Source organism: Polynucleobacter aenigmaticus (assembly GCF_002206635.1).
Taxonomy (GTDB): Bacteria; Pseudomonadota; Gammaproteobacteria; order Burkholderiales; family Burkholderiaceae; genus Polynucleobacter; species Polynucleobacter aenigmaticus.
Genome location: NZ_NGUO01000001.1, coordinates 85,730 through 105,140, shown reverse-complemented (window position 1 = coordinate 105,140; position 19,411 = coordinate 85,730). Strand labels below are relative to the sequence as shown.

Here is a 19,411-nt window from a genome sequence, read left to right as displayed (position 1 = left end):
AAGAGGCGCTTAAGGAAGGCGTGAAGTTGCAAATACACCAGCGGGATCAAAGGAGGCCCTGAGGCGTGCTTGTACCGCCTCTAGTGCTGCTGAGTGCGCGTGTTCGCTCAATAGGGTAAAGCGTTGCTTAGTGGGATCAACATTGGCGCCTTGCTTAAAGCATGTGGCATGTCCACCGTTGGCATTAGCAAGCGCTTTGATAGACGCAAATGTCGCATCATCACCTGGCGCCGTAAACCAGCGTTGCTGCCCATGCCACTCCAAAATAATCTCATCACTCATCTTGGGGATGGTGACTGGACCGCATTCTGCAGGTAGCGCTAATCGATAAAGGACGTCATTACTATTGAGGTTGTGAAAAGCGGGTAGCTCTTGCTCGCGCAAGTTTCTCCAGAATGCTTCTGCAGCTTTTGGATCTAACTCTATTGCATGAACTGCTGCGCCCATCAGCGGAATGGCTGCTTTAACAGCGGCAGCCGCGCCAGCCAGACGAATAGTGAACTCACCATCACCATCTTTTGAGCTTCCAATCCAGCAACTTGCTGATAAAGGTAGGGGCTGCCCAGCCCACTCATTTGCGAGCTGCAAAGCACGTGCTTGAGAAATATGACAGCGCAGAGTAGTTGTTGCAGCTGGTCGTGGCAGTACTTTTACAGAGGCTTCCAGCAAGAGTGATAGGGTACCCATGGAGCCAGGTAGTAAACGTGAGACGTCATAGCCTGCAACGTTCTTCATGACCTTGCCACCAAAGGACAAGTCTTGGCCCTTTCCATCTAGGATGCGCGCACCCAGCACAAAGTCACGTAAGTTACCAGCGCTAATCCGCCCGGGACCCGCTAGCCCTGCAGCAATGGCACCACCAAAAGTTGCAGCGTCACCAAAGTAAGGTGGCTCGAAGGGCAGCACTTGATTCTTTTCGGCTAGAGCTGTTTCAATCTCTTTTAATGGTGTACCAGCGCAAGCTGTAATCACGAGCTCTTCAGGTTGGTACTCCAGGATTCCGGAGTAAGGGCGCGTATCTAGCGTAGTAAAAGTATTCGCATTACCGTACCAAGACTTAGTGCCACCACCTTGAATGGAAAGAGGTGTTTTGGTTTTGGCGGCAGCGAGAATTTGCTCTCGAAATAAATCTATATGCATGTTGGTGCTATATTTGGAGTTCGACATTAAAAGCGCTCCAACTCTGGGTGCGGTAAGTTGCCTCCGCTGATGCGCATACGGCCATACTCAGCGCAACGATTTAAAGTAGGAATAGCCTTATCGGGGTTGAGCAGTTTTTCTGGATCAAAGGCAGCCTTCACGCCCCAGAAAGATTCTCGCTCACCTTCACCAAACTGCACACACATTGAATTAATCTTTTCAATACCAACGCCATGTTCACCAGTGATCGTGCCATCGAGCTCAACACAGGCTTCTAAAATTTCAGTACCAAATTCTTCAGCGCGATGCCACTCTTCTTGATCAGCGCCGTTAAATAAAATCAATGGATGCATATTGCCATCACCCGCATGAAATACATTCAAGCAAGCGAGACCATATTTCTTTTCCATGCCCTGAATGCGCCTCAGTAGGGTGCCAATATTTCTGCGGGGGATGGTGCCGTCCATGCAGTAGTAATCAGGCGCCAATCGTCCTGCTGCAGGGAAGGCATTCTTTCGACCACTCCAAAACTGGAGCCGCTCAGCTTCGTTCTGAGAGATCCGAATGCCACTGGCACCAGCTTGCTCCAGCACTTTAGTCATGCGCTCGATTTCTTCAGCCACTTCTTCTGGTGTGCCATCGGACTCGCAAAGCAGGATGGTCTCAGCTTCGAGGTCATAACCCGCATGCACAAATTCTTCCACGGCGCGGGTAGTCGCTTTATCCATCATCTCGAGGCCAGCAGGAATAATGCCGGCGGCAATAATGGCGGCAACAGCATCTGCACCTTTTTCAATATCATCAAAGCTAGCCATGATGACCCGCGCTAACTTCGGTTTAGCAATCAGCTTGACGGTAACTTCAGTCACAACTGTCAGCATGCCTTCACTACCCATTACGATTGCCAATAAATCAAGTCCTGGAGAGTCTGGAGCAAGGCTGCCAAATTCCACAATCTCACCATTCATCAAAATCCCGCGAACCTTCAAAACATTGTGAAGGGTGAGGCCATATTTAAGGCAGTGCACTCCACCAGAGTTTTCATTTACGTTACCCCCAATAGAACAGGCAATCTGCGAGGATGGGTCTGGCGCGTAATACAGGCCAAGATGGGCGACTGCTTCGGAGATGGCTAAATTACGAACTCCTGGCTGAACCACTGCAGTGCGGGTGAAAGGGTCAATATTGATGATCTTCTTCAGTTTGGCTAGGGATAGAACTAAACCCTGGGAGATTGGCATGGCGCCACCAGATAACCCGGTTCCCGACCCTCGTGGGACGATGGGGACTTGCATGTCAAAGCAAATCTTCAGAATTTGGGCGACCTGGTCTTCGGTCTCTGGCAAGGCAACTGCCAATGGCATGCGCCGATAGGCTGCCAGACCGTCACATTCATAGGGAATCGTGTCCTCAGGCTCCCATAGCAAGGCATGTGCTGGGAGGACCGGTCGTAAGGCGGAAACCAATTTGGATTGAAGGGCGGTAATAGTCGCTAGCTCGGGGGGTGGGGTCACCATATTCATAGGAATCATTTTAGCCATTTACCTATAATTAGTTTCATGGGAAATCGACTTTCAAAAATAGCCACAAGAACCGGTGATGCCGGTATGACTGGACTTGGCGATGGCAGCCGGGTAGAGAAGGATCATTTGCGTATCTGCGCTATGGGAGATGTCGATGAATTGAACTCCGAAATTGGGGTTTTGATGACTGAATCCATTCCTGAAGGCATCGCTGCCGAGTTCAAAACCTTATTTTTGCAAGTGCAGCATGACTTGTTTGACCTGGGAGGCGAGCTTTGCATCCCAAATTACACTCTGCTCAAACCAGAGCATGTAACGCAGTTGGATGTTTGGCTTGAAAAATACAATGCCACTCTGCCCCCACTAACAGAATTTATTCTGCCTGGCGGGACGCGCGCCGCCGCTCAAGCGCATGTCTGTCGTACGGTCTGTAGGCGCGCCGAGAGATCAATCGTGCGTTTGGGTTGGGTGGAGCCCTTGTATGATGCTCCGCGTCAATACGTCAATCGCTTGTCTGATCTTTTATTTGTCTTATCGCGTGTGCTCAATCGCGCAGCTGGTGGCCAAGATATTCTGTGGAAGCATGAAAAAAAAGAGACTAAGTAAATTAGTCTCTTTTAGGAAAATAAAACAATATTCAAAGAAACATCATTTTTTAGCTTTTCTGCGATTTTTCACCGCTAACGCAAGACGTTGCAATACATTGACTGAGTCTTCCCAGTTGATGCAGGCATCAGTAATGCTTTTGCCGTACTCCAACTTATTCGGATCATCTTTTCCAGGTGTGAATTTTTGCGCACCATCATTGAGGTGACTTTCAATCATCACACCAAAAATTTGATGTGAGCCAGATTCAATTTGCTCGGCAATATTTTCTGCCACCACAATTTGACGTTCATGCTTCTTGCTAGAGTTCGCATGCGACAAGTCAACCATCAGGCTGGCTGGAAGCTTTGCTGCGTCTAGCTCAGCGCAGGCTGCCTGAACATACTGGGCTTCATAATTTGGTTCTTTACCACCACGCAAAATGACGTGACAGTCCTTATTGCCCTTAGTCTCTACGATAGAGACTTGACCATTCTTGTGTACTGATAAGAAGTGGTGTGGACGGCTAGCTGCTTGAATAGCATCAGTTGCAATTTTAATATTGCCGTCAGTGCCGTTCTTAAAGCCAATTGGGGCAGAAAGACCTGAAGCAAGTTCGCGGTGAACTTGACTCTCGGTTGTGCGTGCCCCGATAGCGCCCCAAGAAATCAGGTCGGCAATATATTGCGGAGAAATCACATCCAAGAATTCGCTACCGGCAGGCATACCAAGGCGATTAATTTCCATGAGTACTTGACGTGCAATACGCAGACCTTCTTCAATGCGATAGCTCTCGTCTAGGTAGGGGTCGTTAATCAAACCTTTCCAGCCAACCGTAGTGCGAGGCTTTTCAAAATAGACGCGCATCACAATTTCAAGTTCACCGGCAAAACGATCACGCTCAGCGAGTAGTCGCTGACAGTACTCTAAAGCTGCACTGGGATCATGAATGGAGCAGGGTCCAATGATCACTAAGAGACGATCATCTTTGCCATGAATGATGTCGCGAATCTTTTTACGTGTTTTGCTGATTAGCGTTTCAGTTGGTGTGCCCGAAATCGGGAAGAAGCGAATCAAATGCTCTGGTGGTGGCAGAACAGTGATGTTGTGAATGCGTTGATCGTCTGTATCCGACGTTTTGTCGACGGCAGCGTACCAGTTGGCGGGATTAGTATTTTGTTGGCTCATGCGGCTATTTTAAGCCGTATTAAGCGGTTCCCCCGACAGTCAGGCTATCGATACGTAAAGTGGGCTGTCCGACACCCACTGGGACGCTTTGACCTTCTTTGCCACAAACCCCGATGCCGCCGTCTAATTTCAGGTCATTTCCGATCATGGACACCTGTTTTAAGGATTCAGGACCGCTACCAATGATGGTAGCGCCCTTGACTGGGTACTGAATTTTGCCGTTTTCTACCCAATAGGCTTCTGAGGCTGAAAACACAAATTTTCCACTGGTAATGTCCACTTGACCACCGCCAAAGTTCACCGCGTATAGGCCGCGTTTGATGCTGGCCACGATCTCTTGAGGATCATCTTTCCCCGCCAACATATAGGTATTGGTCATCCGAGGCATGGGTAGGGAGGCAAAGCTCTCCCGCCGACCATTGCCGGTGAGGGGCATATTCATGAGGCGGGCATTGAGGCTGTCTTGGATATAGCCCTTCAAAATACCATCCTCAATTAGCGTAGTGCACTGGGTGGGGGTGCCTTCATCATCAATGTTGAGCGAACCACGACGACCGGACAGTGTGCCATCATCCACTACGGTAACCCCTTTAGCGGCAACACGTTGTCCAATACAGCCAGCAAAAGCGGATGAGCCCTTGCGATTGAAATCGCCCTCAAGGCCATGACCAACAGCTTCATGAAGCAATACACCAGGCCATCCTGGCCCCATCACTACAGTCATTGGGCCGGCTGGGGCAGCACGAGAGTCCAGATTAATCAGCGCTCCATCGACAGCTTCATCAACGTATTGATTAATCAGTTCAGTATTGAAATAGTGGTAATCATGGCGTGCACCACCACCTGAAGATCCAGATTCGCGACGACCATTTTGCTCGGCAATCACATGCACTGAGACTCGTACCAGCGGGCGCACATCGGCGGCTAATAGACCGTCGGCTCGCACTACAAGTACAACATCAAATTCACCAGCTAGGCTGGCCATCACCTGAATGATGCGTGGGTCACGTGCTTTTGCGCGACGCTCAATACTTTCAAGTAAAGCAATTTTTTCTTGCGGCGCAAGTGAGTCCAGAGGGTTTAGGTCTGAGTAAAGACCGTTCGACACGGGGGTAAAGATTTTGCTAGCGATAGCCTGCTTGCCACCTTGAGGGCCAATTACTCGAGTGGATTTCGCTGCCTTATTTAAAGCCTCTAAATTAATTTCATCGGAGTAGGCAAAGGCAGTTTTATCGCCATAAATTGCTCGCACACCAACACCTTGGTCGATGCTAAAGCTTCCAGACTTAACGATACCTTCTTCAAGGCTCCAGCTCTCGCTACGGGTGTGCTGAAAGTAAAGGTCGGCGTCATCTAGTTGGTGTGTAAACATGTTGCCAAAAGTGCGATGCAAATCTTGCTCAGAAAGGCCAGTTGGCTCAAGCAGAATAGATTTTGCTAGCTTGAGAAGGTCAGCCTGTTTTTTAGGCTTAGTCCAATTGCTTGGAAATAATGCTTCTGGTGCTTTCATTTTGTTCTGTTGAACTTTCTTTATTAAAGCCTGCGGTGTTTCAGTGCGGGTAGCTTAGAGCGTACCTCTTTTAATTTATCTTTGCTGAGCGTGCCCGTAATAAATCCCTCACCTTGCGGGAGATTAGCCAATATCTGCCCCCAGGGATCAATTAGCATACTCTCACCCCAAGTCCGTCGTTGATTGAGGTGAACGCCACCTTGCGCCGATGATAGGACGTAGCATTGATTTTCAATCGCGCGGGCACGCTGAAGAATTTCCCAATGATCTTTACCAGTGGTGTAGGTAAAGGCCGCAGGAATAATGTGGCAATCCACTTCGCCAATTGAGCGATAAAGCTCTGGAAAGCGCAAGTCATAGCAAATGCTTAAACCAAAGCGCCAAGCTACCCCGTTGACAGTAATTTGGAACTGACTTGGCTGACTACCGGGCGCAATGGTTTCAGATTCTTCGTAACGCTCTGTATCCGTTTGAAAACCAAACAAATGAATTTTGTCGTATCGAGCAATTTGCTTACCCCGTGGATTAAATACCAGGGATGTGTTGAGAACTTTGTTTGATTCTTTAGCCTCAAGAGGAATAGAGCCGGCAACTAGATAAATATTATTTTCTTGTGCAATTGCAGCGAGCCGCTCTTGAATCGGGCCAGACCCAGGGGTTTCACGCACATTTACCTTGTCGGTATCGTTCAGCCCCATTAAGCAAAAATATTCTGGTAGCACTACCAGCTGAGACCCGCATTCAGAGGCCGCTTTAATTAAGCGTGCAGCAACCTCAAGATTTTCATCTAGCTTGGGTGTCGATACCATTTGTATCGATGCAATTTTTAGTTCCGAAGCATTTGCAAGGGTATTCATAGTGGCTTAGCCTGGCATTTGGGTCGAAATATTTTGGTTCACTGGGGGCGGTGTAGGTACTGAATTTGGCAAGTTAGGTTTAGTTTGCTCTTTCAGCAGATTTTTTGTGCGAATCGTCTCTAGTGTTTTAGCATCGAGTGGTTGGCCTTTTTGGTCTAGCGGGATTACCTCTGGGTTTTCCCAAGAACCTTGTACTAAATAATCCGTTTGCATCGTGCGATTAATTTGGTTGGTGATGAGGTATTGCCCCAATACCGCTCCAAGGCCAATGATGGGGTTAATTGCAAAAGCAGCCAGCGAGCCTGCAGTGGCATCAATAGTGGGGAAGATCGTGATACGCAGATCTTGCGTTTCTTTCGGAACGTTAATTTGCCCGGTCATTGCCACTCTAGCTTGATCAAGAATCATCGTAAATTCTTGAGTTTGCGCGATACCTTGTGCAAGCTCGAAGTTGCTAGTAATGGTGTTGAACGGTGTCCCCTTAGTAGCTAAGTTTCCAAGGCTACCCTTCAAATCTAGCGTCGCGAATCTAAATAAACTCTGCAAACTCAGAACGTCTAATAATTTAGCTCCATCCGTATTGACTTCTAACAATCGACCTTTGGCAAGATTGATACTGACATTGCCGGCAAGGGAGTCATAAATTGGGGTAAATATCGGACCTGACCATGTTAAGTTGGCGGTGACCTTTCCTTCTCCGCCTTCTACGGATTTGGTGTTACTCCAATGCGCAATCATCTGACCTGCATCTTTTACATTGACCTCAGCAGCAATGCTGCTTTGCTCGGCTCCATTTTGGGTTTTACCAATCCATTGCCCCGTAACTATGGAGCTTCCTTGAGGATTGTTGATTTCGATAGATGAAATCTTCAATAGATCCTGTGAAGTTTTAGATTTAATCTTGACCGCACCCAATTTCGCCTTTGTCCAGATCAAATCATCTATTGTTAAATCTAGGCTAGGGATTGCATTGGGGCTCAGCGGCGTCTTATTTAATTTTTCCACCACTTTATTGCTTTGTGGAGTCGCGGTATCGCTGGTTAGAGCTGGATCGGGTAATTTGAGGCGCGAAATGCGACCACTTATCAATCCGCTTGGCTGATCTGGGTTGCTTGGATGCCATTGAACTTGGCCAGCAATTTGGGGGGCGTTGAGGCGCAACTGCCACACACCATTTTTTTCATGGGAGTTTAAGTTGAAATCATTCCACTCACGATCAAAAGCAATTAGTTTTTTGATTTGTGCGGAGACTTGAATATTGCTTTCTGGAGTATCAGTTTTTTTTGCTTCCGCTGTTTTATGACTTGATTTTGTTGTGCTCACAAATTCAACCCAGGTATCCAGATTTAACTCATTATTTGCTACATGCAGTGCAAATCCATCCGGCGGAAGGTTGGTACTTGCTCCAATGCCTAAGGAAGTCCTCAATTTATTTTCTGAATCTAGACTGCCCAAGAGGTAATACTGGTCTCCCAATTTACCTGATAAATCTGCACGTACGGCATTGGATTTGCCGGCAGGGTAAGTTCGTAAGGTCAGTTGTCCAAGCATTGCAGTGCCAGCCAATTTCTTCGCGGGTGCGGGTGCTGTACTTGCCCAGTTGCGTAAATCGAACTTCAGATTGGTTTGGCTACCAGTTTTATTAAAATTAATCAGGCCATCATATCTAGCTGAACCACTCATTGCATGAATTAATGCAGAGCTTATTTGGGATTTTTGGCTTTCTACTAAGTACTCTTTAATGGAGCTTGCATTGATATCACCACTGATATTAAAGCTGGAGTTATCTGCCGCAGATGGCGCACTTGAAATCTTTAGGGAGCCGCCGAGAAAGTTTGCGCTGATATTTTCAAACTCTGGATTTTTTTCGGTAATGCGTACCTTGCCTTTCAGGTTTTCTAGTGGAGGGATATCTCCCCATTGAGCCTTGTTGCCTGGCAATGTTAGTTTGGCATCTACGTTAGCATCATCATTTCCCGCCAGCGGGATTTTTAACCCAAGATCAAGGCTTACAGGGCCAGTAAGTGAAAGATTTTTAGCTAGATTGGGTTGCTGTACTCCAACTGGGGAGGCGATGAGGTACTCCATCATCTCGGCTGCGTCACCATTCGCAAAGCCATTGATGAGTAAGGTTAGTTGTTTAGCGCTGAGATTAGGAACTTGTGATTTGATATTGGTCAGTATTACTTTTTTAAAGTTTGCCTTGTCGATCTCAACGCTTAAAGTTGACTGCTTCATATCAATATTGCCGCTGACGTTGCTAAATGCTTGCCAAACCCCTTGGCTTTTTGGTAGCAAAGGGACTGGCTTGAAAGTTGCCCTAGAAAAAGGTAGGTGTAAGCTTAGCTCTCCAACTGTTCCGGTCGGGTAAGGCACTTGATTTGGATCGCCTTTAATGTGCAAAGAGCCATTTTGAATATCCCCAGCTTCAAAGGCTTTGCTCAGGTAAAGGCGGCTCTCTTTATCCATACCTACTGGCAGATAGCGATGTGCGGTAGCTAGCTTTGCCTTAACTAACTCCATATCGAGCGTCATCTGATCAGGCTGCTTGGATGCACTGATGAGATAGCTTAGATCTAGGTTGGTCGTGATTTCAGGATTGCTGAGCTGGAGTTGCTTGGCATTGATCAGCCAACCCCCTTTTTGCTTGGCCCAACTGATCTCACCCTTTGCGCGATCCAATTGAATCTGCGGGGAAGATAAAAAATCACCTATCTCAATCTCAAGGTCACTGGAGTTAATCGTAAAGTTCCCCTGCTTTTGATTGCTAGTCAGGTTTCCGGATAAATGGGATACCGAGGGCATTGATTTATTGATTCCGGTGAAGCTAATGTCACTCAATTTTGCGCTGATAGTGAAATTCAATTTATTGGCAGAAAACCAATTGCCCGCTATTGGCAGAGCCGATAAAGCAGATTGACTTTCAGACCAATTGATCTCTAAATTCTGCAGCTCTCCATCCGCCTCAGAGATCTTGATCCATTGGTGAATTTTTTTCGGCAAAGGAAGGTTTAGTGCAAACAGCGTAATATCTTCCATCTGTATTTTTGGCGATGAGAAGCCGAACTCTTTGATTTCGCCACCTTCGTTTGGCGGACGCCAGCGGAAGGTTATCGGACTTAAATTTTCAAGCGGTGCGGTCGCGGGGCTGTCAATATTTCGCCATGCCAATGTTTTGGTGGTGATGGAGTTCATTCCACCATCCGTATCCTGTACTAGATCCGTCTCGAGCCTACCAAACTCAATGGGGTCATCATCTTTATTCAGCTGCACCTTGATGCGATCCGCTATCAAAGACATCTGCCCGCCATCAGTCTTGCCGCCATCTAGCTTCAAGCTTCCTTTGGAGCTGATTTTTCCACCCAAGTCATATAGTGGAAGCCGAATATCCCGAGAGATTTGGCTAAGGTTTACATCGACGAGATCCCATGAAAAAGCGCCAACCCAATCATGCCAATTGCCTGCTTGCCCGCCAAGGTGATGCACAAAGTTGGCTTGAACTTTGATGGAGTTTGAACTCCATGGAGTTTGCGCAATCAATTTTCCTTCGTGACTGCGAATGCCATTGCTTAAATGAAGCTCTTGGATATCAATTGTAGTTTTTAGCTTTCGACCTTGTTGATCTTCCCAAAATATTTTGGCATTGTTAATTTGAATATCGTTTTGAGCGAGTAGCCAGCTTTCGGTAGAAAAATCATCGGCTTTGCCGTGTATTGGAATTCCGGCGATCGAGACCACACCTTTTGCATCACGTTGTGCGTATAGCTGCACCTGATCAAGAGTAATCTCGTGGAAATAGGGCGCTAAGTAATAGAAGGAAAGCCAGCTGAGTTGCCCGCTAATATTTTGAATGAGTAAAGGGCTGGGCGTGACATTTGAGCTGTTAAATCTCAAGCCTGCTATGACGAAACTCGGACGAATTCCAGTCCAAGAGACTTGGACCTCATCCATGGTGACATTGGTACCTAAGCGAGCACTCATTAAGCGCTCTAAGGTGGGTTTTGATTTCTCAATCTGAGGCCATAAAACGAAACGTACCCCAAGGTGGCCTATTACAAAAAAAGCTAGAGTGACACCAGTAAGAATCAGGGCACGCTTACGCCAGCGTCCACCAGAACCTGGAGGACGTCTTTGAAGCACGCTCTGCAGGCGAGTCCGGATGATGTTTCTAAGCATGGGCTCTATTATCCGTCAGCCTTTGGGCGATCGCCAAGCTTCTGAGGTTTTGGTCGAGAGTCAGATTAAGATGGAGAAATGACAAATTTTGCCAGCCAAATTGAATTTCTAAAGCAACATTCCAGTTACGCGCAACGCTGGCTGAATTCTCACCCTGAATGGCTGGAATGGCTCAGTATCCAGGGCGCTCAAAAAGTGGATGTGGGTGGAATTAGGGGTTTATTAGGCCCTTGCCAGGAGGCCCTAGCTTCACCAGAGCAGGATGAGGCTCAATTTATGGCGAGCCTGAGACTAGCTAGGCAGCGCCTCATGCTCTGGATTGCCTTCCGAGACCTGAATGGCAAAGCTGATTTAAAGGAGGTCACACATGCCCTGAGTCATTTTGCAGAGGAGGCGGTCGTCCTATCGATTGCCTACATTCGGGAAGATCTGCAGAGGCGTTTTGGACTTCCTTGGAGTAAGGTCACTGATGCAGAGATGCCCTTAATGGTGGTTGGCATGGGCAAGTTGGGCGGTCTAGAACTAAACCTTTCTTCTGACATTGACCTCATCTTTTTATACGAGCATGAGGGGGAGACTCAGGGTGCACCCAAGAGCTTGTCTCATCATGAATGGTTTACGCGTATGGGTAAGCGCTTAATTAAGCTCATGGCGGAGCATGATGAAAATGGCTTTGTCTTTCGGGTGGATATGCGCTTGCGACCCAATGGAGATTCTGGTCCGCTGGTCTGCAGTCTCGATATGCTCGAGGAATATTTACTGGTTCAGGGCAGGGAATGGGAGCGCTACGCCTGGATCAAGGGTAGATTGATTGCTCCAATGCCTGGTGCGCCTGCGTTTGCGTATTGCGAACGGGAGTTAGATCAACTCATTCGCCCCTTTGTATACCGACGTCATTTAGATTACGGAGTTATTGCCTCTATTCGAGATCTACATGCGCAAATACAGCATGAGGCAGATAAGCGTTCATCGAATCACCATGGTCGATCAAAAGATATTAAGTTGGGCCGTGGTGGTATCCGTGAGATTGAGTTTTTGGCGCAGATGTTTCAATTAATGCGCGGTGGTACCGATCCGCGTTTTCGAATTCGCCCCACTTTAGAAGTATTGGATCTGATCAAGCAGCAAAGTATTTTGCCTGCCGAAGAGGTCGATACCTTAAAGGTAGCTTATGTTTATTTAAGGCGCTTAGAGCATCGCATTCAAGTCTGGGAGGATCAGCAGACACACTATCTGCCCGAGGATGAAGTTGCCCGCACCCGCTTAGCCTCCAGCATGGTCGGTCCTAATGAGACTCAAGAGCAGAAAGACTTCTTGAGTGAGCTTGATCAACATCAAGCGGCAGTTGCCCAATATTTTGAAAAAGCATTTGTGCTCGATGATGCCGCACGTTTAGACAATACGTCATTGCCGGTTGGATGGGAACCTGATAGCGCAATCTTCTCGGAGTCTGCAGCTCGCTGGTTGACTTGGGCTGATAGCTATAAGCAAAAACAGTTGCCTGAGAAAAGTAGGTTAATTTTCAATAACCTTATTCGCAAGGCTGCGGACAGCTTACAAGCAGATCAGTCTATTTCTGATTGTGCAGACCTGACTTTGCTTCGCTTCTTTGATTTATTAGAGGCGGTTGCGCGACGTAGCGCCTATTTATCTATTTTGTCTGAATATCCTCGGGCCTTATCCAATGTCCTCGATCTGCTTAAGGCATCTCAATGGGGTGCGGAATATTTAACTCGACACCCCCACTTGTTGGATTACTTGCTCAACTCACGCACGGAGAAGGCGCTGATTGAGCATCCAGAGCAGTATTGGGAAGAGGTCAAAACCACTTTAGACATGCGTCTTGACGATGTCATGCTAGATGGAGATGGCTCTGAGCAGGCGATGGATATTTTGCGCGTGACCCATCACACCGAAACCTTTATTACTTTATTGGCAGATTTAGGGATTGGAGTTGATCATGAGCTTTCTGTAGAGAAAGTCAGCGATCATTTGTCTGCTTTAGCAGATTTAATATTGCAGACCACCTTTGAGCGCGTTTGGCCTGGCGTTGCTAAGAAGTTTGATTTACCTGCAGGAACGACCGCACCATTTGCAGTGATCTCTTATGGAAAGCTGGGCGGCAAAGAGCTGGGGTATGCCTCAGATCTGGATTTGGTTTTTTTTATATCAAGCTGAAGAAGCTGATTTTGCGGCTCAAGAAATTTATGCCCTGCTCGCAAAGCGGATGATTAATTGGTTAACGGCCTACACGTCGGTTGGAAGTTTATTTGAAATCGACACACGCCTTCGTCCTAACGGCTCCGCTGGATTCTTGGTGACTAATGCAGTTGCATTTAAAAAATATCAATTGCGCGAAGGTGACAATGCCGCATGGGTGTGGGAGCACCAAGCCCTTACGCGAGCAAGATTCTCTGCGGGATGCGAAATGGTCGGCACATTCTTTGATGATGTACGCTTTGAGGTCTTGAGTCAGAAGAGAGATATTGGTCAGCTGCGTCTCGAGATTTTAGAAATGCGTCGCAAAGTTCATGCTGGACATCCCAACCCTAGCGCTGATTTTGATTTAAAGCATGATGCCGGCGGCATGGTTGATATTGAATTTATTGTCCAATTTTTAGTTTTGGGATATTCAAATACCCGCCCACAATTAATCGGCAATCTCGGAAACATTGCCCTGTTGCGTATTGCTGGGGAGGTGGGATTAATTCAGATGCAGACCGCCCAAGAAGTCGGGGATGCTTATCGTCTTCTTCGCGCGCGACAACATCGATTGCGATTAGATGGCGCTGATAAGACGCGTGTAGATTTGGGGTTAGAGCCACAACTAGTTGAGGCGAGGAAAGTAGTGCTCGCCTTGTGGCAAGAAATATTTCTTGCCCCTTCTGATATTGGAAAAGCTTAGTTCTGCTCTAGTAGCTCTCGTGCATGACGACGCGTGGTGTCAGTAATCGTAGCCCCGCCGAGCATGCGAGCTACTTCCTCTACTCGTTCGGATCTTCCGAGTGGACTCACTTGCGAAAGGGTTTTATCGCCCGTTTGAGATTTGCTGACCTTTAAATGGTGGTTGCCCTGCGCAGCGACTTGCGGCAAATGGGTAACGCAAAGAATTTGATGGGACTCGCCTAGTTGGCGTAATAATTTTCCAACGGTCTCTGCAACGGCGCCGCCGATGCCGGCATCTACTTCATCAAATATGAGTGTTGGAGTAAATGAAGCTTTACTAGTGATTACGCTAATGGCTAGGCTGATACGAGCGAGCTCGCCACCCGAGGCTACTTTAGCCAATGAGCGCGGAGTACTACCAGCATGACCGGCAACTAAAAATTCAATTTGCTCAAGTCCATGGGCTCCGCTGTCAGCTAAAGGCAGCAATGCAATTTCGAGTTGTCCGCCAGCCATAGACAAGTCTTGCATGGCGGTTGTAACTTGATTGCTTAAGTCGACTGCCGCTTTACTGCGTTTTTGTGAGAGCTGTTTAGCAAGCTTGAGATAAGCCACTTCTTCCTGCTTGACCTTTTCTCTCAAGGCTTCAATATTTTGAGAGGCAGTGAGGGCTTCTAGGCGCTCTTCAGTTTCCTTTAGGAGTGCTGGTAAATCATCCGCTTCAGTGCGATATTTTCTAGCTGCACCATGGAGTGCTTGCATCCGATCCTCTACCTCGCTGAGGCGCGCTGGGTCTAAATCGAGCTTTTGTAAATAGCGATTCAGGCTATGAACTGCTTCATCAATCTGAATTTGAGCAGACTCCAATGCTTGACTGATATCGCTCAGCGCGGAGTCATGCTCTGCCAAGGCACTCATATTGGAGCTGGCTTTGGAGAGGGTGGACTCCACTGAATTTTCTGCATCACTTAAAACATCGATTGCCTCTTGGCAGCCACTCATAATTTTTGCGCCATTGGCCAGACGGGCATGCTCTCCTTGAATGGCAGTCCATTCGCCTACTTGCGGTGAGAGTTCGGTGAGTTCTTCTAGTTGCCATTCCAAGCGCTCACGTTCCCGTTCAATATCCTGACCGGCATTTTCTGCTTGCTCCAGTCGACGACGAGAATCATTCAGCATTTTAAATAGTTGAGCAACTTCACTCACTAACTCCATGTGATTGGCATGGCGATCTAGCAGTTCGCGCTGTGCACCTCCTTTGAGCAGGAGTTGATGTGCATGTTGCCCATGGATATCTACCAGTTGATCGCCAGCCTCTCTTAGCTGCGCTAAGGTTGCTGCGCTACCATTAATAAATGCGCGACTGCGTCCATTGGTTTCCACAGTTCTTTTGAGGAGCAGGCTTTGCCCTTCATCTTCCATTGGAAAGCCGAGCTCCTCTAACCAATGATTGAAGTGATTCATTTGCTGAGGATCAATCCGAAAGAGGGCGCTAATTTCGGCGCGGTTACAGCCTTCACGAATCTGACTGCTATCTGCGCGCTCGCCTAAAACCAGGCTGAGGGCATCTAAGAGGATAGATTTTCCGGCGCCCGTCTCACCGGTAAGGACTGTAAAGCCAGAAGAAAAATCTAGCTCTAGTTGGTCAACAATGACAAAGTCATGGAGCGCGAGAGTCTGAAGCATGCGTTAGCGTATCCAACAATTCGACATCAGAATGTCGATGGATACTCATTCCAATGTAACTTCTCTCGCAAGGTTTTGTAGTCACTATGATCGCGAGGATGAAGTAGGGTGATTGTTTTTTCGGATTGACGCACTTCAATTGTGTCACCAGATTGCAAGTCAGTTTGGGATTGCATATCAAAGTTCACAATCACTTCTCTGCCATCAACCACTTCAATACTCAGTGCAATATCTTGCGGCAACACAATCGGGCGATTGGATAAGGAGTGCGGCGCAATTGGCGCTAATAAAATTCCAGCTACCCGCGGATGCAGGATGGGGCCACCAGCGGATAAAGCGTAAGCGGTAGATCCAGTAGGCGTCGACACAATCAGGCCATCGGATCTTTGGTTGTACATAAAGGAGCCGTTAACGCGCACAGCGAGCTCAACCATGCCGGAAATTCCAGAGCGATTAACCACGACATCATTCAAGGCTAGAGCACGGTTAATGACTTTGCCATTACGTAGCACGACAGCATCCAATAGGGTTCTGGCGTCTGCTTCATATTCACCAGCAATCATTTGGGGAAGAACAGCCTGGACGTTATGGATAGGAATATCGGTCATATAGCCTAAGCGACCCATATTGATTCCAATCAAGGGTACGTTACGGCCAGCTAGCTGCCGTCCAATTCCGAGCATTGTGCCGTCGCCACCCAAGACAACCGCCACATCAATTGCCCCCGCAAATTCTTCTACTGTTTTGGTGGGATAGCCGGTAAGACTTAAATGAGATGCGGTAGAGGCCTCTACGAAGACCTCACAACCTTGCTTGGTTAGTAGTTCAGCAAGGTCCTTGAGACGCTCTTGCATGCCATCAGCCTGATATTTGCCAACAAGCGCAACCCGGCTAAATGCCTTTTTGCTGGAATTTGGGGATGGGCTTAACATATAACGATTAAACCATACGCATAAAATCCCTTCCACTATGGATGATCGCTCCCGCGCATTACTGAAAACCCTCATCGAGCGCTATATCGAGGAGGGGCAGCCTATTGGCTCGCGAACCCTATCTCGGTTCTCAGGGCTGGACCTATCTGCGGCCACGATTCGCAATGTGATGGCTGATTTAGAGGAAATGGGCCTAGTGACTAGTCCTCATACTTCTGCTGGGCGGATTCCTACCCCGAGAGGCTATCGCCTCTTTGTGGATACGATGGTGACCGTACGCCCTCTAGAAGAAATTGCTGCCCGTGAGATGGAAAAAGGGCTTTTGCCGGATTCTCCACAAAGGGTGATGAATTCAGCCGCGCAAATTTTGTCTAATTTGACCCATTTTGCTGGGGTGGTCATGACGCCGAAGCGGGCCCAGGTGTTTAAGCATATTGAGTTTTTGAGATTAGGTGAGGGCAAGATATTGCTCATCATGGTGACTCCCGAAGGGGATGTTCAAAACCGTATTCTGCCGACCACCCAGGACTACACGCCGAGCCAGTTGATTGAGGCAGGTAACTACATTAATGCTCAGTTTGCAGGCAAGAGTTTTGCTCAGGTCCGGGCGCATCTCGCTTCGGATTTGGACAATTTGCGTAGTGACATCTCTGGTTTGATGGCTTTGGCATTGCATAGTGGTGTGAGTGACTATGGCATGGGTCAGGGGGATATGCTGCTATCCGGAGAGCGCCGTTTGCTTAATGTGGGCGACCTGAGTGCCAATCTAGACAAGTTGCGCAAGATGTTTGACATGCTTGAGCAGAAATCCGTCTTAATGCAGTTATTGGACGTCTCGAGCCATGCAGACGGCATTCAGATCTTTATTGGTGGCGAGAGTGATCTACTGCCGTATGAGGATTTAGCGGTGATTAGCGCGCCTTACAGTGTTGATGGTCAGATTGTGGGAACCTTAGGCGTGATCGGGCCCACTCGTATGGCATACGATCGCGTCATCCCGATTGTCGACATTACTTCTAAGTTGCTATCAGGCGCATTGAGTTCTCCGATGAGCTCTTCATAACAATCATATTTTCTTCTTGCTCTCATTAATTCAGACGGATCCCCATTGAATCAAAATCCTCATTTACGCCCTTCAAAGACAGCAGTTTTATTGTTGAACTTAGGCACACCTTCGGCACCAACAGCTAAAGCGGTGAGGGCCTACCTAAAAGAGTTTTTATCTGATCCTCGCGTAGTGGAAATACCGCGGATTGTTTGGTGGTGTATCTTGAATGGCATTATTTTGCCGATTCGTAGTGGTGCCTCGGCAAAAAAATACGCTTCAATTTGGTTGCCAAAGTTGGGCTCACCTTTAATGCACTACTCCCGCTTACAGGCAAAAGAATTGGGTGAGAAATTTGCTCATCACGGTCAAGTGGTGTTGGTTGATTTGGCGATGCGCTATGGTCAGCCGTCAACCCAGCAAGCCCTTGAGGCCCTTCAGGCACAAGGCATGGAGCGCCTCTTATTATTGCCGCTATATCCACAGTATTCAGCGACGACTACCGCTTCAAGCTTTGATGAAGTATTTCGCATTCTAGGAACATGGCGCAACCAACCAGAGCTTCGCCTGGTAAAGCACTATCACGACAACCCTGCATACATCACTGCTTTGCGTGATCAAGTTCTCAGTGCATGGGACAAAGATGGGCGCCCTGATTTTGCAAGCGGTGATCGCCTCGTGATGTCTTTCCATGGGTTGCCAAAGCGTAATTTAATGAAGGGCGACCCTTACCATTGCGAGTGCCTGAAAACAGGTCGCTTGTTAGGTGAATCTTTAGGTTTAGAGCCGGGACAATATTTAGTTACCTTTCAATCTCGCTTTGGTAAAGCTGAGTGGCTAAAACCTTACACCGCGCCTACGATTGAAAAACTCGGTAAAGAAGGTTGTCAGCGAGTCGATATTTTTTGCCCAGGCTTTCCAGCCGATTGCTTGGAGACGCTAGAAGAGATCGCTATGGAGGCACGTGAGATCTTCTTGGAGCATGGCGGAAAAGATTACCGCTATATTCCTTGTCTCAATAGCAGCCCAAAGTGGATTGAGGCCATGTATGACATTGCCCAAGAGCATTTATCCGGCTGGAGTTTAGGCGTGGAGTCCGATGCCATATTGGTTGAGCGTGATCGCTTGGCCGAGTTGGCGAAGGCCAAAATTGCTTAAACTCAAGTGCACTTGAAATTGTCTTGATTGACCCCATATTGTTGAGAAGTAGCCATTCTGATAGAAAAGTGAATTTGCACCTATGACCCAAGAAAATCAAAACCCAGCTTCTGAGCAGGAAAATATCGCCGCCGATCCTCAGGCCGAAGGTGCTGCTGATGCAAGCCCAGCGGTTGCCGAAGTAAAGACTCCAGAGCAAGAAATTGCCGAGTTAAACCAAAAGCTCACAGAGATGCAGGATAACTATTTGCGCGCTAAGGCCGAAGGTGAAAACATTCGTCGCCGTGCTGCGGAAGATATTTCCAAGGCTCATAAGTTTGCAATTGAGAGTTTTGCTGAGCATCTCGTGCCAGTTACAGATAGCTTGTACGCTGCCCTCAATGCTGAGGCGGTCGATGCCAAGGCCTTTAAAGAGGGCCTGGAGATCACCTTGAAGCAGCTCTTATCTGCTTTTGAAAAAGGTCGTCTGACTGAAATTAACCCTGCTGTTGGGGATAAGTTTGACCCCCATCATCACCAAGCGATTGCCTCTGTGCCCTCTGATCAGGAAGCCAATACCGTGGTTTCAGTGCTCCAGAGGGGTTATTCCATTGCGGACCGTATCCTGCGCCCAGCCTTGGTCACGGTCAGCGCGTCTAAATAATCCAACAAAAACCCACTCAAAAGTGATTTTTGTGGGTTTTTAGGGTTTTAAAGAGTTTGGTGTGGGCAAAGTGGGATGAAAA

At 47.8% G+C, this 19,411-nt stretch carries 14 protein-coding genes; 6 read left to right on the top strand and 8 right to left on the bottom strand.

Features of this window, described 5'->3' with window-relative positions:
* Positions 1-9: 9 nt before the first annotated feature.
* Positions 10-1,167: a glycolate oxidase subunit GlcE gene (glcE, locus tag CBI30_RS00455; RefSeq protein ID WP_088526380.1), complete on the bottom strand. Its 1,158-nt coding sequence runs from the start codon at positions 1,165-1,167 to the stop codon at positions 10-12.
* Positions 1,167-2,672, bottom strand: coding sequence for an FAD-linked oxidase C-terminal domain-containing protein (locus CBI30_RS00450; protein WP_088526413.1), 1,506 nt, complete (start codon positions 2,670-2,672; stop codon positions 1,167-1,169). Before CBI30_RS00450 ends, glcE begins: the two co-directional genes overlap by 1 nt.
* 27 nt (positions 2,673-2,699) lie before the next feature.
* Here CBI30_RS00450 and CBI30_RS00445 point away from each other — a divergent pair, with 27 nt between their 5' ends.
* A complete protein-coding gene (locus CBI30_RS00445) occupies positions 2,700-3,269 on the top strand; it encodes a cob(I)yrinic acid a,c-diamide adenosyltransferase (protein ID WP_088526379.1) in 570 nt (189 codons plus the stop codon).
* 42 nt (positions 3,270-3,311) lie between these two features.
* Here CBI30_RS00445 and CBI30_RS00440 read toward each other — a convergent pair whose 3' ends face one another.
* From CBI30_RS00440 to CBI30_RS00425, 4 genes are read right to left on the bottom strand one after another with little or no spacing between them, the layout of a single operon-like run.
* Positions 3,312-4,436: a 3-deoxy-7-phosphoheptulonate synthase gene (locus CBI30_RS00440; RefSeq protein WP_088526378.1), complete on the bottom strand. Its 1,125-nt coding sequence runs from the start codon at positions 4,434-4,436 to the stop codon at positions 3,312-3,314.
* 19 nt (positions 4,437-4,455) lie between these two features.
* On the bottom strand, positions 4,456-5,946 hold the full coding sequence (gene tldD, locus CBI30_RS00435) for a metalloprotease TldD (RefSeq protein WP_088526377.1): 1,491 nt from the start codon (positions 5,944-5,946) through the stop codon (positions 4,456-4,458).
* 23 nt (positions 5,947-5,969) lie between these two features.
* Positions 5,970-6,803 carry a carbon-nitrogen hydrolase family protein gene (locus CBI30_RS00430; protein ID WP_088526376.1) on the bottom strand — a complete coding sequence of 278 codons (834 nt, stop codon included), beginning with the start codon at positions 6,801-6,803 and terminating at the stop codon, positions 5,970-5,972.
* A 6-nt stretch (positions 6,804-6,809) separates the two neighbouring features.
* Complete coding sequence (locus CBI30_RS00425; RefSeq protein ID WP_206075510.1) at positions 6,810-10,979, bottom strand: YhdP family protein; 4,170 nt, start codon at positions 10,977-10,979, stop codon at positions 6,810-6,812.
* 78 nt (positions 10,980-11,057) lie between these two features.
* Between CBI30_RS00425 and glnE the strand changes: the two genes are divergently transcribed.
* The gene (gene glnE, locus CBI30_RS00420) at positions 11,058-13,157 is read left to right on the top strand and encodes a bifunctional [glutamate--ammonia ligase]-adenylyl-L-tyrosine phosphorylase/[glutamate--ammonia-ligase] adenylyltransferase (RefSeq protein WP_276207139.1); all 2,100 of its coding nucleotides are present in this window, start codon (positions 11,058-11,060) and stop codon (positions 13,155-13,157) included.
* Positions 13,117-13,884, top strand: a complete 768-nt coding sequence (locus CBI30_RS11350) for a [protein-PII] uridylyltransferase family protein (RefSeq protein WP_276207138.1) — start codon at positions 13,117-13,119, stop codon at positions 13,882-13,884. The genes glnE and CBI30_RS11350 overlap by 41 nt, the downstream gene beginning before the upstream one ends.
* Here the strand turns inward: CBI30_RS11350 and recN are convergent.
* Together recN and CBI30_RS00410 are read right to left on the bottom strand one after the other, a co-directional pair.
* Entirely contained in the window at positions 13,881-15,551 is a 1,671-nt protein-coding gene (recN, locus tag CBI30_RS00415) for a DNA repair protein RecN (protein WP_088526375.1), read from the bottom strand. The two genes, CBI30_RS11350 and recN, sit on opposite strands and share 4 nt — an antisense overlap.
* Positions 15,552-15,577: 26 nt before the next feature.
* Positions 15,578-16,483 carry an NAD kinase gene (locus CBI30_RS00410; protein ID WP_088526374.1) on the bottom strand — a complete coding sequence of 302 codons (906 nt, stop codon included), beginning with the start codon at positions 16,481-16,483 and terminating at the stop codon, positions 15,578-15,580.
* A gap of 37 nt (positions 16,484-16,520) precedes the next feature.
* Between CBI30_RS00410 and hrcA the strand changes: the two genes are divergently transcribed.
* From hrcA to grpE, 3 genes are all read left to right on the top strand, one after another.
* Positions 16,521-17,546: a heat-inducible transcriptional repressor HrcA gene (gene hrcA / locus CBI30_RS00405; protein ID WP_088526373.1), complete on the top strand. Its 1,026-nt coding sequence runs from the start codon at positions 16,521-16,523 to the stop codon at positions 17,544-17,546.
* A gap of 45 nt (positions 17,547-17,591) precedes the next feature.
* On the top strand, positions 17,592-18,686 hold the full coding sequence (gene hemH / locus CBI30_RS00400; RefSeq protein WP_088526372.1) for a ferrochelatase: 1,095 nt from the start codon (positions 17,592-17,594) through the stop codon (positions 18,684-18,686).
* An 82-nt stretch (positions 18,687-18,768) separates the two neighbouring features.
* A complete protein-coding gene (grpE, locus tag CBI30_RS00395; RefSeq protein ID WP_088526371.1) occupies positions 18,769-19,329 on the top strand; it encodes a nucleotide exchange factor GrpE in 561 nt (186 codons plus the stop codon).
* Positions 19,330-19,411 lie beyond the last annotated feature (82 nt).